At 47.5% G+C, this 15,181-nt stretch carries 7 protein-coding genes; 2 read left to right on the top strand and 5 right to left on the bottom strand.

What is annotated here, in order from left to right; translation table 11 throughout:
* Positions 1 to 13: 13 nt before the first annotated feature.
* Genes FSB84_RS24775 through FSB84_RS24755 form a run of 5 tightly spaced genes read right to left on the bottom strand, consistent with a single transcriptional unit; the run spans position 14 to position 11,663 of the window.
* Positions 14 to 3,403, bottom strand: a complete 3,390-nt coding sequence (locus FSB84_RS24775) for a hypothetical protein (protein WP_225979879.1) — start codon at positions 3,401 to 3,403, stop codon at positions 14 to 16.
* Entirely contained in the window at positions 3,403 to 5,994 is a 2,592-nt protein-coding gene (locus FSB84_RS24770; protein ID WP_207234222.1) for a glycoside hydrolase family protein, read from the bottom strand. Before FSB84_RS24770 ends, FSB84_RS24775 begins: the two co-directional genes overlap by 1 nt.
* 3 nt (positions 5,995 to 5,997) lie before the next feature.
* Positions 5,998 to 6,888: a DUF5017 domain-containing protein gene (locus FSB84_RS24765; RefSeq protein ID WP_130540533.1), complete on the bottom strand. Its 891-nt coding sequence runs from the start codon at positions 6,886 to 6,888 to the stop codon at positions 5,998 to 6,000.
* Between the two features lie 24 nt (positions 6,889 to 6,912).
* The gene (locus tag FSB84_RS24760) at positions 6,913 to 8,481 is read right to left on the bottom strand and encodes a RagB/SusD family nutrient uptake outer membrane protein (RefSeq protein WP_130540532.1); all 1,569 of its coding nucleotides are present in this window, start codon (positions 8,479 to 8,481) and stop codon (positions 6,913 to 6,915) included.
* 20 nt (positions 8,482 to 8,501) lie between these two features.
* Entirely contained in the window at positions 8,502 to 11,663 is a 3,162-nt protein-coding gene (locus FSB84_RS24755; RefSeq protein ID WP_130540531.1) for a SusC/RagA family TonB-linked outer membrane protein, read from the bottom strand.
* A 360-nt stretch (positions 11,664 to 12,023) separates the two neighbouring features.
* On the opposite strand from FSB84_RS24755, the gene FSB84_RS24750 reads away from it, so the two are divergent.
* Positions 12,024 to 13,163 (top strand): TlpA disulfide reductase family protein, encoded by a 1,140-nt coding sequence (locus tag FSB84_RS24750; RefSeq protein WP_130540530.1) that lies wholly within the window; start codon positions 12,024 to 12,026, stop codon positions 13,161 to 13,163.
* Between the two features lie 181 nt (positions 13,164 to 13,344).
* Positions 13,345 to 15,066 (top strand): hypothetical protein, encoded by a 1,722-nt coding sequence (locus tag FSB84_RS24745; protein ID WP_130540529.1) that lies wholly within the window; start codon positions 13,345 to 13,347, stop codon positions 15,064 to 15,066.
* Positions 15,067 to 15,181 lie beyond the last annotated feature (115 nt).

Below are 15,181 nucleotides of genomic sequence, written 5' to 3'. Positions count from 1 at the left end.
TTGGATGAATGAATCAGTTTCCTTCCAGCGTTACCGTTTCTTCATGGACTTTGCCATCGCTGGTCTGCAACTTTATTTTCAATTCCATTTTTTCATTTGTGCCAACTTTAGGAAGGCTCCATTCGAATGGATAATTGTTTTTGGTAATAGTTTGCTGCTGGCTGGTAATGCTCACAACAGCGCCATTGATGGGAGCAGTTTCCAGGAATCCGTAAATGGAATCCCATCCGAAAGGGGAGCGGATCCTGAACAGGAACATTTTGCCCCATGGCTCGCCCAGTTCCACCACTTTCATCCCATTTTTGATTGCCGGAACTACAGTCTCCGTGCTGCTTGAAGCCAACGGGAAACTCACTACCGTGATGCCTTTACCGGCTACTGTGAGTGGCAATTCAAGATCATTCAATACAGCCTTTGCAGGTTTTGATTTTTCATTTGAGTATAATGCAGCAGGTGCATTGGCGGCAACGCCTGCGTCTTTTCCAATCTTCAATGTAACAGGCAAAGAGTTCGCAGACTCGCTCAGCAGAGCCACCCAGAATTTGTCTTTTGAAACACCCGTGATATAGTTGATCTCAGGTGAATTCACTTCCACCAGCCCGCGTTTCATCCAGAGACGAACATTCTTATCATCATAAATGGCTCCTTTTGCTGCGCCATAATGCCTGTTGGTAAACCATACAAACCCGTCTTGCTGGCTGTATGGAAAACTGATCTTGTTATTTGAGCGCTGCACCGCTTCCGTGATCAGGTAATCCCAGCTGAACGAAAGATGCGCAGGAATATGGTGATAATAGATAGAACTCACATCAGGCCCCTTGTAAGGGAAATCAGCCTTCATGGTGATATCTGTAAAACCTGTTGCATAGTAACCGGGATAATTGGTGAATCTTCCGATCACGGCATTGCGGGCATAAGTGAGGAAGATATCCCTTTTGGTATATTGGTACAGTCTCAGTAAATGCGGAGCCCAGCTGCTCATGAAAACAGGACGTACAGTTTTGCCTGGTTCGAAATAAGTGAAGGGCTGTTCAAAGCCAAGCCCGACAGGACTCACAAGACTTTCTGCCACCTGCTTTTCAGGCGCGTCTCCTGCCTTGCGGGGGAAACCAAGCCTGTAGCGTTGTTCACCTTTCCACCAGAGTGTGGTATTGCCTTCGTATTTATTTCCCGGATGAATGGTCATAACGGTGTCCTTCACCTGTGGCAGGGACCTGATGCCTGCAATGGTTTGAAAAGCGCTTTGTTCAGCGGCTTTCAGGTATTTTTCATCTTTCGTTTGTTCATAGAGGTCGAGCAGGTTCCACCAGTAAGCATAGAATTGCGAATTGTAGAAAGGTCCTTTGCTCAGTGGCGTAATAGTATTGTTGTATACTGCCGTGTTGAGGAATTTATCTGCATTGGCAGTGGCGCTGTTCAGCCATTTGTTCTCTCTGGTCAGGCGGTATGCGGCCAGTTCCTGCACCCAGCCTGGGATATTAACAGAGTAACCACTTGCGGCCCTCACCTTACCATCTGGCAACGCGATATTGTTGATCCAGGGATTGGCGCCACCAGTGAACTGGTAAAGCCCTTCGTAATAGGCGGTAGTGAATTGTGAGTTGAAAGGATTCAGGAAAAGTGTTTTCCTGGAATTGTTGTAGCCTGTGGGCACCACATTCTTTGCCCAGCGGTATCCGCTTCTGCTCAATGTATATTCAATCACCGGTAATGCACGCTTCAGGTAGAAGTCTTCATCGTTCATGATCACGGCGGTTGACAGGAGCGTGAGGGGAGAAGGATGCACTACCGTAGCGGCAGTTTTGGGATCGGCTTCAATATCGTAGAATCCTTTGAGCTCATTACTCCATCCTGCAGCTGTATCGTTTTTGATCAGGTCGATCATATTGAAAACGGCATCTGTGAGCGAGCCCTGCTGTGTTCTGTAATCCTTCACTTTGAAAACCTGTTCAGACACATATTCCATGGTTTTCTGCCAGTCATTGTAGAATGAACCCATCACAAAACTCTTTTCTATTTTTTGCCCTGCTTTCAGTTTGGAATCTTCCAGCCCCAGTACCGGTGCGAAAGCAACTGGCTGTACCAGACCAGCTTCATTCCTGATGGCAAAGCCCATCGGGGATTTCTCAGGCATGCCCCATTCATTCTTCATCATGGCGGGATCTGCGCTGATAAAAGTGGAAACAAAACCTGTGGCTCCATATTTTGTTTCCGCAATAGCCAGCGGTTGCTGCATCATGGCTGATGGCATCATCACTGCATTTGGAGATAAACGTTTGTACTGGAACATCGGTGGTAACTGGATATTGGTCACTTTATCCGGGGCTATTCCCTGGAATGCAGCCAGGCCGATACTGTAAAAACCGGGATTGGCAACGGTTGCTTCCAGTTTCACGGAAATATGCGCGCTGCTCTTTTCGATGGTCCAGATGCCTGTGATGGTGGATCCATCGCTGGTCACATACTTTACATCGATCCTGTTGCTGTTTATTTTTTTCGCATCAACCGGAATGGCTTCGCTGAGATCACCGGCCATGAAGGGATTCAGCAGGTCTTCAGGTTCCTGCAATTCGATTTTTTTCCCATCATGCTGAATATAACTGATGGCTTTTGAGCCATTCCAGGACGGGAAGAAATTACCGAAAGTGAGCTCAGGGCTTTGTGAAGAAAGCAGGTACACTTTATGGTCTTCATGAAACCTGTTTACACTTTTCCATTCTCCTTTATCATCTACCAGTGTTTTGGCAACTATGCTTTTATTGTTGACGCCACCGGTAGCAAAACTCAGTTTGATCCTGTTATTGGATATTTCTGCGATGGTCTTTGAGTCAGCAGGGATCAACAGGTAGGGTGAAACAGCCGGTGGCTTTGCATCCGCCACCTGCATGGCAACTGGTTTAACTCTCAGTTTTGCTAGCTGTGGCAGCTCGATATTGTTAGGATCGTAAGAAGCATCGGCTGTGAGCAGCACTGCATCAACGCGGGCGAAATTCTTGCGTGTATCTTTCAATCGCAGCAACACCTGTTTTTTATCCAGTGCAACAACGCCTACTTTTTCCCAGGCGAAACCTTCTTTGCCATGTTTGCCTGCTTCTTCCATGGGTTGTTCATCTACCAGGAGGCGGCTAAGGCGGGTGCCGGGTTTTTCTTTGAAATCCATGGCGCGGACCCAGACAGTATATTGTCCTTTTTCTTTTACATCTATCACTGTGAGCGCATCGGCAGCACCATGCTTTCCTCCGAGCACGCGCAACATGGAATTGCCCATGGTGAGCCCGCTCTTTTCTTCAAACCAACCTCCCCTGAACTGGAATGCCTCTGCTTCCACCAGGTAACCGGCAGACTGGGCAAACAAAGCCTGGCAAAAAAAGACCAACCAAATGAATACAATATTCTTCTTCATTATCGATAAGTTATGGCAATCACTTTCAATCCGTAGGGAGGGAGACTGATGCTCCATTTCCCTGAATTGTTCAATGGGGTTGCGTGTTTATCAGATTGTACAATCGTTTTTACCAGTTTTATCTTTTTCCCTTTTATCACTTTTGCAGGATCAAGTGCGATGTTCACTTTCCTGGCTTCATCATCATTGTTCATCACCAGCAGGAATAGTTTTTTCCCTTTTGTATCGATGGCAGTAAAGTAGTCTGTGTAAGGATCTGCGATGGTGAGCATGCCTTCTTTCAGCAGGAGGGACGCATTGCTTCCGTATATTTTTCCATCGGCAAATCCGTAGGTCTGATGCGGCCCTACTTTGGGAGTGATGAAACCACGCGGGAATTCCACTTTTCCATTGGAGCGCATTCTTACTTCAGACAAAAGATAGTCGGTGATCCAGCCGATCTGCCACCAGGCGTGGTGTGGATATGGGCCGGCTCCCTTGTTCATAACATCCCAGTAATAGCTGGCAACGGAAGTGGCTGAATCCACGAAGGCATCGCGGCCCAGTGCGGCAGCCCTGGCCATATTGAGGAAGAGTGAATCTTTGGTGAGTGAGAAAAGGCGAACGAACATGCCTGCATGACTGGCCAGCATAATCGGACCGCGGTGATTGGCCGAACCGATCACACCGCCATGTTCAAAGCTTAGACCCACCTGCGATATCTCCCAGTCCTCTCGCGTAATGCCATTCACAGTTTTTTGTTGCGTGGTTGGCACGGGATGCGTATATACGGAAGCGGTATATATGGTGGCTACATCGATAGCCGCCTTTTTATATTTTTCTTCTTTTGTTATATCATAAAGATCCAGCAGGGCCTGGGCGCTTTGTCCGGTTGCGAAATCCGGTACGAAGCGTGCATCCCCGCAGGTGCCGAGAAAGCGGCCGCGTTCAACAGCATTGGTGATATACCAGTCTGCTCCCAGCTTTGCAGCTGCCAGGTATTTTGGGTCTTTGAGGACCTGATAAGCCACGATCATTCCATAGAAGGTAGGGCGCAGGTCTTGCACGTCCGTGAAAAGTGGCTGTTGTGTTTTATTATCGTAAGCAACCTGCCATTGTCCGTTCGGGCCCATCCATTGCAGGAGTTTATCTGCAGAGATTCTCAAAGCTGTACGCAGGGCAGTATCATTTTTTTCAAACAACAATACATTACCGATATCGCAGAGCATGTAGAAAGTGCTGCCGACCGGCTCGGAATAATCACCCCATTCTTCAGTGAACTGATTTGATTTATGGAGATAGTATTGTCCTGCAGCAGCGCCATGGAAGAAGCCGGTATCGGTATGTTGCTGCATCAGTTTGAAATTACGCGCATAGGGGAGACGGGTAGTGAGCAGTGTTCCATCTTCCGTGATCTTTCCCAGCATCCACATGGCGCCATAATCGGCATTCTTCATGGCATCTTTATCCGAGCCGTATACGCCACCGAGATAGTCCTGTGCGCCGATGGTCATGCCTTTGAAGTCATCCAGCCGCCAGAGGGATAAGCTGTCGTTCACCAGGTAGCGGTGCATGCCCAGCAACCTGTTGGTGAGTGATTGTCTGGTTCGTTTCAGATGCAGGAAATGATTGAACTGGTATACATCATTCACGGCATGTTTGAAAACAGGATACCAGTTCTCAGGCTGTATGCTGTAACGGAAGCGGAATACGATGCTGTCGCCGGCATTCAGCCATGATTTCTTCTCGCCCAAAACAGGATGGTACAGAGTTGGCATGAGCTCCGCATTGCGGTTCATCACGGATAATCCGATCAGCCAGTCTGAGTTCGTTTTTTCATTTTTAGCCCAGGGATCCCTGCCGGTACCCGGCTCGGGGATCACGGCCAGGGTGATATTCCCGCTGGTGGTCACCATTGGTGCGAGTGTGGAAGCTGTGCGCTCTCTCACTACCACTGGCCTTTCAGGAATTCCCTGCCCGTAGGCAAATGCATTGATGAATTTCTTTTCAATGGCATTACCCTGGAATACGCCCGGAACGGTAGCCCATTTGAAATGGTTCTTGTTCAGCGAAGCAAGACTGGGGCTGGCCATCGAGAAATGGCCTGCCTGTTTTGCTATGATCCTGATTTCCACTTTTACATCATTGGCAAATGCCGGATCGAAGCTCCATAGTGATGTAATGAATGCTTTTTCATTTTCCTGTGTGAACAGGATCTCATTGGCAGTTTGAACTGCTGAGGAAGGAAAGAACTGAATAGCTTCTCCTGCAGTGTTCAATTCAACAGGGGAAATGGATTGTTTCCAAACGGGAATGAGATAACGGTAATGCGCCTCCGGGAAAATGATCTCCTGTCCTTTTTCGTCCAGCAGTTTTTCCGGCGTTACATCAGGTTTTGCCTGAGAATAAAGCAGGGTATAAGCGCCGTTGGCGTTACTGATCCCCTGCCAGCCCTGTGGGCTGGAAACAGCCAGCCTGCTGAGTTTGAAGCCCGATGCGTCTTTCGTCCACTGCAGATCCAGGCGGTTATTCTTCAATGAAATACCCTGCCCGCTGGTGAACGCAGGAAAAACAAGGAGCAACAGGATCTGTATTTGCAAAAGACGCATCATAGGTTATGGGGTAATGGTAAGGGTGAGCTCGTTTACTTTTCTATTTTCTCCGTTGTAGCGTACAGCGGAGGATTCAAATACCACGCGGTAGGTGCCGGGGGTATTGAAAACATAGCTATAGCTGTCCATTGTTTTACTGATATTCTTCAGCGCAATGCCGGCATCGGGTTGTACTGTTTTTGAATCGAAAGCTTTGGTGATCACCCAATCCTCATTGTCGGGCTGCGTGGCAGCTCCGCCATACATCAGCAGTTGTGCGGAAGTGATGGTCCATACCGATGCTGCGTTCTTGATGTTCACTGCTTTCCAGCCGGCAGTGCTCATCACGGCCAGGTTGGTGGATGCTCCTTCAGGTGTTACGTTGTCTGCACTGAAGGTTCTGATCACCCAGCGGTTCTGTCCCTGCGCTTTCTGCGTGTCTGTGTAACGGAAGGCCACATACATCACGGAATTTTCATCTGTGCCTTCGTAGGGTTTGAGGCTGATCACGCCGGAGTTCACCTGGTCGGCCCCGGCTGACCAGGTTGCCAGGTGGGAGATATCTGTCCATGTAGCTTTTTCCAGATTTTCCTGGTCTGCTGTACCATTGAAATTATTGGACACCATCAGTTGCAGGTTCTGTGCAATCACGCCGAAGGATACAAAGCTTCTGAACTGGATCTGCAGGTCATTGGAAGCCTTGGTGCGTTTCCTGTATTCATAATTATGTCCGATCTCACCTGAATAGAAAATGATATTATCCGGATTGCCTGCAAAGTTGAAAGTGACGGTATCACCCGCTTTGTAAGTGTTGGAGCTGGTGGTGACAGTAAGATTGGGCTCAGGTGTTTTCACCTTTGCGCAGCTTGTGATCAGCAGCGTCAGCAATACGATATATGTGATTGTGAATTTCATGATTTGAGTTTTGGGTGCTAAGGATCAATACCCTTCGTTTTGTTCAATTTTATCGTTAATGGTGAGCTCTGTAATGGGAATAGGGAAGAGCACATTTCTCGCAGTAACATTGTTTCCTGCGGAAGCTGCATATTTCCAGGTGCTGGGCGCATTGGCGGTAATATCCGCTGCCAGGTTTTTCATCGTGAACACATAAGAACCCCAGCGGATGAGGTCGTGCTTGCGGATGCCTTCGAAGCAAAGCTCGCGGAGGCGCTCGTTCTGCAGTTCCACAAAGAAATCATCTTTGGTGAGGTTAGCGGGAATATCCGCATCAGCATCGGCAATATCCACAGGTTTTCCGAATGCCCTTCTTCTTACCATATTGATAGCTTCGTAGGCTTCTGCTGTTGGGCCGTTGTATACTTCGTTCTCTGCTTCAGCCTTCATCAGCAAAACATCGGAATAGCGAACCAGCGGGAAATTGGTGGAGTTATACAATCTTGCTTTCGCTTCATTCTCATATTCCCTGCGCCATTTTCCGGGGTTGCGCTCATAGATCTGTGCAGTTGTCCAGTTTGTTTTCACGGCTGTGGTACCGGATGCAACATAACGGTAAGGCGCAATGCTCCAGTCCCTTCGCAGTGTATCTTTTGTACCGAAAAGGTTGTAGAGTTTTGCTGTTGTCTTCATGGCGCCGCCGGAATATCCGATGGCTTCATTAGGGCATTCGATGCCATTCTCAACGCCTACAGAGCCCGCCTGGTCATAGTTGCCGATCTTGTTGCCATACATGCCCACTTCCCAGAGACATTCCTTGCTGTCGTTGATATTCCTGGAATGATTGATGAAGATCTGTTTGAAATCAGGATTGAGTGAATGATGTCCTGAATTGATTACTTTATTGGCATATTCCAGTGCATCGTTGTATTTGGATACATCGCGCAGCGGTTCGCCTGCCATTTTCAGGAAAACCCTTGCCAGCACTGCCTGTACAGCGGTTTTGGAAACTCTTTCGTTATGCGTGAAATGAGTGATCTCGTTCACCAGGGTTTCTGCTTCCTTCATGTCTTTCACTACCTGCGCATATACGTCAGCGAGAGGCGTCCTTGGAAGGTTGGCATCCAGCGGAGATTTGGTGGAGTAGAGTTTGAGGGGAACAGGGCCGTACAAATCAGCCAGCAAATAATAGAAATAGGCACGGAGGAAAAGCGCTTCACCTTTGATGGCGTTGCGTTGCACTTCGTCCATTTTCGCTTTGTGCACATTTTCTAAAAGGAGGTTGGCGCGGTTGATGGCCTCGTACATGCATTCCCAGATCCTGCCGATATCAAGGTCGCCCGCATCAAATACCATTACGCGGATATTGTTGATGGAAATATTCCTGAAGAAGGCTTCATCACTTACCACCAGGTAGCTGAAGAGGCCGCGGGAATACATCCGCTGGTTTTGATCTATCAGCCGGTTGTACACGCCATTGAGGGCTTTCATCAGGTCTGCCTCATTGTTATAATAATTGTCGGGAGATACAAAATCAGGGTCTTTGTCCAGTACTTTACTACAGGAACTTGCGAGGGTGGCAGCTATCGTGAGCAGCAAAACAAATCGTTTCATGTCAATCTTGTTAATCATGATTAAAATGATGCATTTAAACCAAAGGTGAGGGTCCGGGTCCTGGGATAAGGTGAGAAATCGAACCCGGGAGTGAGTGCGCTGGGCCTGGTATTCACTTCAGGATCGAGACCTGAGTAGTTGGTCCAGGTAAGCAGGTTCTGCGCTGCCAGGTAGAAACGGAGGGATTTTATCTTCAGTTTCTTAAGTGTTTTTGTATCGATATTGTAGCCGAGTGAAACTGTTTTCAGGCGGATGTATGAACCATCTTCAATGGTGCGTGAAGAGTAGTAGGCAGGGCCCTGTCCACCGATCTTGTACATTTCATTATTCTGGTTATCCGGCGTCCACCTGTTCTCTACGGATTTGAACATATTCAGCAGGTTCCTGGTAACTGGATCACCGCCTTCGAACTCGATGCGGTTGGCATTGAGCAGATCGTTGCCATAGCTCCACTGGAAGAACACGTTCAGGTCCCAGTTCTTATAGGTGAAGTTGTTGGTGAAACCGCCTGTATGAATGGGATTGGGGTTACCAATGATGGTGAGGTCATTGTCATCGATCTTATTATCGCCATTGATATCTTTGAATTTGATATGACCCGGCTGAATATTCGCACGTGCATTGCCGTTATTAGGGACATTGGCTTTCAATATATAGGTTTCACCCACTTTATCGAAATCGCTGTACTGGTAAATGCCATCGAAGAGCATTCCGTAATAGAGTGCGATCGGATTACCGGGGATCGCGATGTATGGGAATGCATTGTTGAAATTGCCCCATGTTACGCGTGTGGCCAGGCTGCTTTCGCCATCGTTCAGCGCCAGTACTTTGTTTTTGTTGAAAGCGATATTGAAGCTGCTGCTCCAGGAGAAATTTTTGTTTTCTATATTTCTCGTATTCAGAGTGAATTCCACACCTTCATTGGACACTTTTCCTACATTCTTGTAACCGGTAAGAAAGCCCTGGGATGGCGCCAGTGTGGCGTTCAGCAGGAGGTCTTTGGTTTCCTTGTAATAATAATCCGTGGTGAGGGTGATCCTGTTGTTGAAGAAACCGAGGTCCAGACCGATATTGGTCTGTGCAGTGGTTTCCCATTTCAGTTTATCGTTACCGAGGTTGATGGGCACCATACCTTGTCCGGGCACGTTCCCATAACTATAACCGGTAGTAGGATTGATCTCCAGTGAAGACCATGCGGAGAAGTCGTTCACACGGTTGTTGCCGGTAGTACCATAACCGATGCGCACCTTAGCTTCGGAAAGCCAGTCGAACTGCTTCATGAATTTCTCATCAGCCAGTCTCCAGGCAAATGCGCCGGAAGGGAAATAAGCCCAGCGATTGTCTTTCGGGAACTTGGATGAACCATCCGCCCTGAACGACAATGTGAGCAGGTAACGTGATTTGAAATTATAATTCACACGGCCGAGGTACGACAATAATCCGCTGGCCGGCGCACTGGTAGGTGATACAGTTACAGTGCCCTGTCCAAGCCCTTTGATGCCGAGTGATTCTGTAGGCACCTGTGTTGCGGTGAAACCATTCACTGAGCCTTTGATATCCTGCACCGTAAAACCTGCCACCACATTCAGGTTGTGGTCCTTGTTGAATCTTCGGTTATACGTAAGGGTGTTTTCATTCAATAGGTTGGTAAGGTCTGTGTTGGTGATGGAGCCATTCACGCCCTGGTTATTGCGCGGATGGCCACCACGGGTAGAAGAGCTGTTGAAGATCTCTCTTCTGATCTGGGTTTTGGTCATTCCACCGGTAACTCTCAGGCTGAGGAACCTATTGATCTTGTAATCGATATAAGAGTTAACGATAAGGGTATTGTTGAAAAGCGGGTTGTATTCGTTTTTGGTAGACAGTACGGGGTTCATGCGGAAATCCGTTGCAGGATCGATACCGGGATCGAAGAGCATGTCTTCCATATTCGCATTGGCAGCGGAATCGCCGGTGATGGGCCTGTAGCCCCAGACACTGTACATCATGGTAGCGGTAGGACTTGATTGCGATTCTGCAGCAATGGTTCCATATCTTTTGTACGAAGTGTAGTTGATGTTCACACCGGCTTTGAATTTGGTATTGATGGTCTGATCCAGTGAAAGCCGGCCCTGATAGCGGCGGAAACCACTGTTGATGATGATACCATCCTGGTCTATCATGGAGCCTGAAACAGAGTAACGTGTTTTATCCGTTCCCCCGCGCAGTGCGAGGCTATGGCTTTGTACGAAGGCGTCGCGGAAAATAAGGTCCTGCCAGTCGGCGCCTTTTACATCTTTGTATGACTCGAGTGTTTTTCCATTATTCAAATAAATGGGTCCGTTAACGGAAGGGCTCATTTCGATCTGGTATTTCACGAATTCGTATGGGCTGAGCAGTTCCTGTTTTTTCAGATTCTGGTGCATGCCCACCCAGGCATCGTAGGTCACTACCGGTGCGCCCACTTTTCCTTTTTTTGTAGTGATGATCACAACGCCGTTGGCGCCGCGCGCACCGTAGATGGCGGTGGCCGAAGCGTCTTTCAGGATCTCGATCGACTCGATCTCCTCCGGATTGATGATATTGGCGGAAGCGGTCTCAACCGGGAATCCGTCGATCACATAGAGTGGGGAATTGTCCTGCGTTACAGAATTATTACCGCGGATCACGATATTCATTTCACTGCCTGGTTGTCCATCCGATGAAGACACGTTCACACCTGCAACGCGGCCGGCCAGCGCTTCCGCGAAAGTGTTCACGGGGGCTTTCTTCATGTCCGCCACATTGGCCTGCGCTACAGCGCCGGTCACATCTTTTTTCTTTACTGTTCCATAACCGATCACTACCACATCTTCGAGGGAGGTGGCGGATTCTTCAAGTTTTGCATTCATTACCGTGAGTGCAATGGGTAACCTGATCTCTTTGGTGAGGAAATTGGTAGCCGAAAAGATCAGCATTACATTGATGGAATCCGGGATCACCAGGTTGTACACGCCGCGGTCATTGGCGATGGCACCCCAGGATTTTCCTTTTACCTGAACGGAAGCTCCGTCAATGGGCTCGCCTTTGGAATCTGTAACAATACCCGTAACTGTTTTGGAATAGCGCCTGGGACTTTCCTGGGCCTCAGCAAGAGCAACTACCAATAAAAGAGAGGAGAGAAGACAGGTAGCTCTGGCAATTTCCGCAAATCGTTTTTTCATATGGGGTCTGCTTTAAAACCGGATGTACGGACGCAATCAGCAAGTGTACATCGTTGAAATCATTAGACTTTGGTTTGAAAAAAAATTCGAACGATCCATTCATTCGATGGCCATGTACAGGAAAGATTTAGGGTTTAGTGAACGTCATTGGATAGAGGCAGCGCGGTCAAAGACCAGTTTGAAAGGTCAAATCTTTTGAAGTTTCAGTTCCCAAACAAATAAAACAGAGCATATTTTCTGTGGGAACATTCCCATTTTGTGGGAATGTTCCCAGGAATTAGTGGAAATGGTTGTTGAATCTGTTTTTAAAATAATATGTGCAAGAGCCTGTTTTACATTTACATTTGGTAAAACTTCACCATGAGGTCCTTAGCCTGCCTGTTTTTATTTTTTTCTATTTTTTCCCTTTCCGCGCAAAATCAATACAGTATTCAGGCTGATGTTCATCAGCTCCGCAATGGCGATACCGTTTTCCTGGTATTTCAGGCGGATGATCTGCAGGTGAATGACTCCACTACAGTGATAAATGGTTGCTTCTCTTTCTCTGGAAAACTGGAATTTCCGGTAATGGCAGCCCTGTACCTGCATAAGAATCCTTATAAGACGAAACTGGCAAAAGGAGAATCCATTGATTATTTCCGTTTTTACCTGGCGCCTGAAAACATCGTAATGCAATCGGCAGATTCCCTGAATAATATCAGGATAAGTGGTTCACCCACCAACTCAGTGCATGGCATACTTAAGAATATGCTTAAGGAGAATGATGATGCTTTCACCCGGCTGAACCAGGAGTATGCAGCATTACCGGAGGAAAAGAAAAAAGATAATACTGTACTGAAGGGATTCATAGAACGGGAAAAAGAACTGATGAACGAGAGCTATCGCATTCATCTTCGTTTTGCCCAACAACATCCGGACTCTTATCTCAGCGTGATCAGCCTGGCGCATATTGCCGCCCAGCCCGGCATGGGTGAAGAAGCGGGAAAAGCCTGGCAACAATTACCGGCCCGTTTGAAAAACTCACCAACCGGCAAAGGCATCCCGGTTCTGGTGGCATCACAAACCAGAACGCAGGTGGGAAAACCCGCGATAGATTTCTCCCTGCCTGGCCCGGATGGAAAATTGATAGCTGTTGCTGATTTCAAAGGACGATACCTGTTGCTCGACTTCTGGGCAAGTTGGTGCGGGCCCTGCCGTGCAGAAAATCCCAACCTCGTGAAAGCGTATACTCAATATCGTGAGAAAGGCTTTGAAATACTGGGCATATCGCTGGATGCAAAGGCGCAGAAGGAGGCCTGGATCAAGGCCATAGAGCAGGACAAACTTGGCTGGTCACAGGTATCTGATCTGAAAGGCTGGGACTGTGAAGCCGCGAAACTCTATGGAGTCAGAGGCATTCCAGCAAATTTCCTGATAGATCCGGAAGGAAATATCGTTGCGAAAGACCTCAGAGGGGAGGAACTGCTCAGTAAGCTCAATTCCATTTTCACCGAAAAATGAAGTAAGTTTATAAGACAAATTTGTTACGTATATATTTGCACCGTCTCAGAAAACCTGCCAGCCCCTGGTTTTCTAATATTCACAAAACTTAAGCAGTCCATTATTCCTGATTGCTTCAATTAAAGCGATATTGCTTTTCATTGAAACATTCCTGCAACAATTGTAAAAACTGAACCCCGATATGAAAAAAATCCCCCTGGTTTTTACCCTTACCATGCTGTCTATTTTTTCCTTTGCCCAGAAACAAAACATTACCTGGGGTGAGGAATTCAAAATGAAAAAAGGCAGCACAGACCTTACCGTTATCCACACAGATAAAAGCGGCGTTTATCTTCAGGAAGGACATCTGGCCATGAAGTCCTATTTTGTTATCGGCGCCTCTTTCAGGGAATCCGCCACATTGGTGAAGCTGGACAAAAGCGTGAATGAGCTCTACCGTACTGACTTCAATAAAGAGCTCAAGGGAAAAGAGTTCGTGGAATTCTTTCCGTTCAGGGACAAGCTTCTGATCATCGCTTCCGAATACAGGAAAAGTGAAAAAACGATGGAGCTCTTCGGCGCGGAGATCGATAAGAACACCGGGCTGACCACAGGCACCTGGAAACCGATCACCAGCTTCCAGAAAGAAGATAAGAAATCGGAGATCGAATTCAAACTGATCCCCAATGCAGATACTACAAAGATCATTCTGGTCAGCACCATTACAGGAAAGGAAAAGAACAGCTTCCTGGTACAGGAGTTCGACGGCAGCCTGAAAGCCGCTTCCAGGCCCGCCACCATCACCAATGAATTCGAAGCAAAGACATACCAACTGGAAGATGTGCTGGTGACTACAAACCGTAAGACCATCCTTGTTGGACGCGTGATGGAATACAGGGAGGGAAAAAAGAAAAAAGAGAAATTCCTGGATTTCGTCAATTACAATATCCGCATCTATGATGCAACAGGTAAACAAGAAAACGAGATCAATACCAATATCAAGGATAAATGGCTGACCAGCACCAAACTGATGATGGGCAGGAACAATGAACTGGTTCTCGCCAGCTTCTACAGCAAAGACAGGAAAAGCAAAACCACCGAAGGATTGCTGGTGGAACGCATCGATCCCAATACAGCTAAAGTGCTCAGCTCTGCAGAAAAACAGATCAACAACTCACTCATTACAACTGATAACGGCGAAGCGGATACGGAAGATGATGATGATAAAGAAAGCAGGGAAGAAAGAAAGGAGAGGGAAAAACTGGCAAAGCTCAAAGACGAAGGTGAGTCATTTTCCAGATACATGAAATTCCAGAATATCTTCTACACAAAAGATAACGGACTGGTGCTGCTTGCAGAAGACTATCATGCATGGAGCTACACCACAGTATCCAACAGGGGTATGAACGGAATGGGCAGCGGCTTCGACTACTATACGAATTATATTTATGATTGCAGGGATATCATGATGGTGAAGCTGGATGCCTCCAACAATATCAGCTGGCTTCAGATCCTGCCAAAGAACCAGCGCGAGGCTTACAGGGTGCCCGGATCTTCAGGCATTAACTATAATTATTTCTTTGGTGGCGATGTTCGTCCCTTCTACGCCGGCTTCGGCGCGATACAATCGCCCAGCGGCATCCAGATCTTCTTCAATGACCGTCAGAACAATGCAGATATAACGCAGCCCGGGAAAAAAGTGAACCGTCTCATGAACTTCAATAAATCCGATTGCTTTGTGGTTACCCTCGATGAAGTAACGGGCAAGTTCCAGCGAAAATCTTTCTTCACCAACTGGAATATGCCGGTGATTGCCATGCCACGCCTCGGCTCAGTGATTGGCAGTGAAATGTATCTGGTGGGACGGTACGACAGATCCCTTGCCAAAACAAGAGTGTCTGTTGGAAGGATCACAACAAAATAAGAAAACAAGAAAATAGTACAAGAACCGGCCTGCTGACTACACAGCAGGCCGGTTGCATTTCAGGGAATGTCATCGATAAGATTCACTATTCTCCTGAGCCCCGTGAACTGTTTCG

This window comes from Pseudobacter ginsenosidimutans, assembly GCF_007970185.1.
In the GTDB taxonomy this organism is placed as follows: domain Bacteria; phylum Bacteroidota; class Bacteroidia; order Chitinophagales; family Chitinophagaceae; genus Pseudobacter; species Pseudobacter ginsenosidimutans.
Note: the sequence above shows the minus strand (reverse complement) of the source record. Positions and strands in the feature narration are given on the sequence as shown.

What these genes read in the sequence shown, in the direction of transcription:
- FSB84_RS24775 (WP_225979879.1), bottom strand. Translation starts at nt 3,403, where the DNA reads ATGAAGAAGAATATTGTATTCATTTGGTTGGTCTTTTTTTGCCAGGCT.
- FSB84_RS24770 (WP_207234222.1), bottom strand. Translation starts at nt 5,994, where the DNA reads ATGATGCGTCTTTTGCAAATACAGATCCTGTTGCTCCTTGTTTTTCCT.
- FSB84_RS24765 (WP_130540533.1), bottom strand. Translation starts at nt 6,888, where the DNA reads ATGAAATTCACAATCACATATATCGTATTGCTGACGCTGCTGATCACA.
- FSB84_RS24760 (WP_130540532.1), bottom strand. Translation starts at nt 8,481, where the DNA reads ATGAAACGATTTGTTTTGCTGCTCACGATAGCTGCCACCCTCGCAAGT.
- FSB84_RS24755 (WP_130540531.1), bottom strand. Translation starts at nt 11,663, where the DNA reads ATGAAAAAACGATTTGCGGAAATTGCCAGAGCTACCTGTCTTCTCTCC.
- FSB84_RS24750 (WP_130540530.1), top strand. Translation starts at nt 12,024, where the DNA reads ATGAGGTCCTTAGCCTGCCTGTTTTTATTTTTTTCTATTTTTTCCCTT.
- FSB84_RS24745 (WP_130540529.1), top strand. Translation starts at nt 13,345, where the DNA reads ATGAAAAAAATCCCCCTGGTTTTTACCCTTACCATGCTGTCTATTTTT.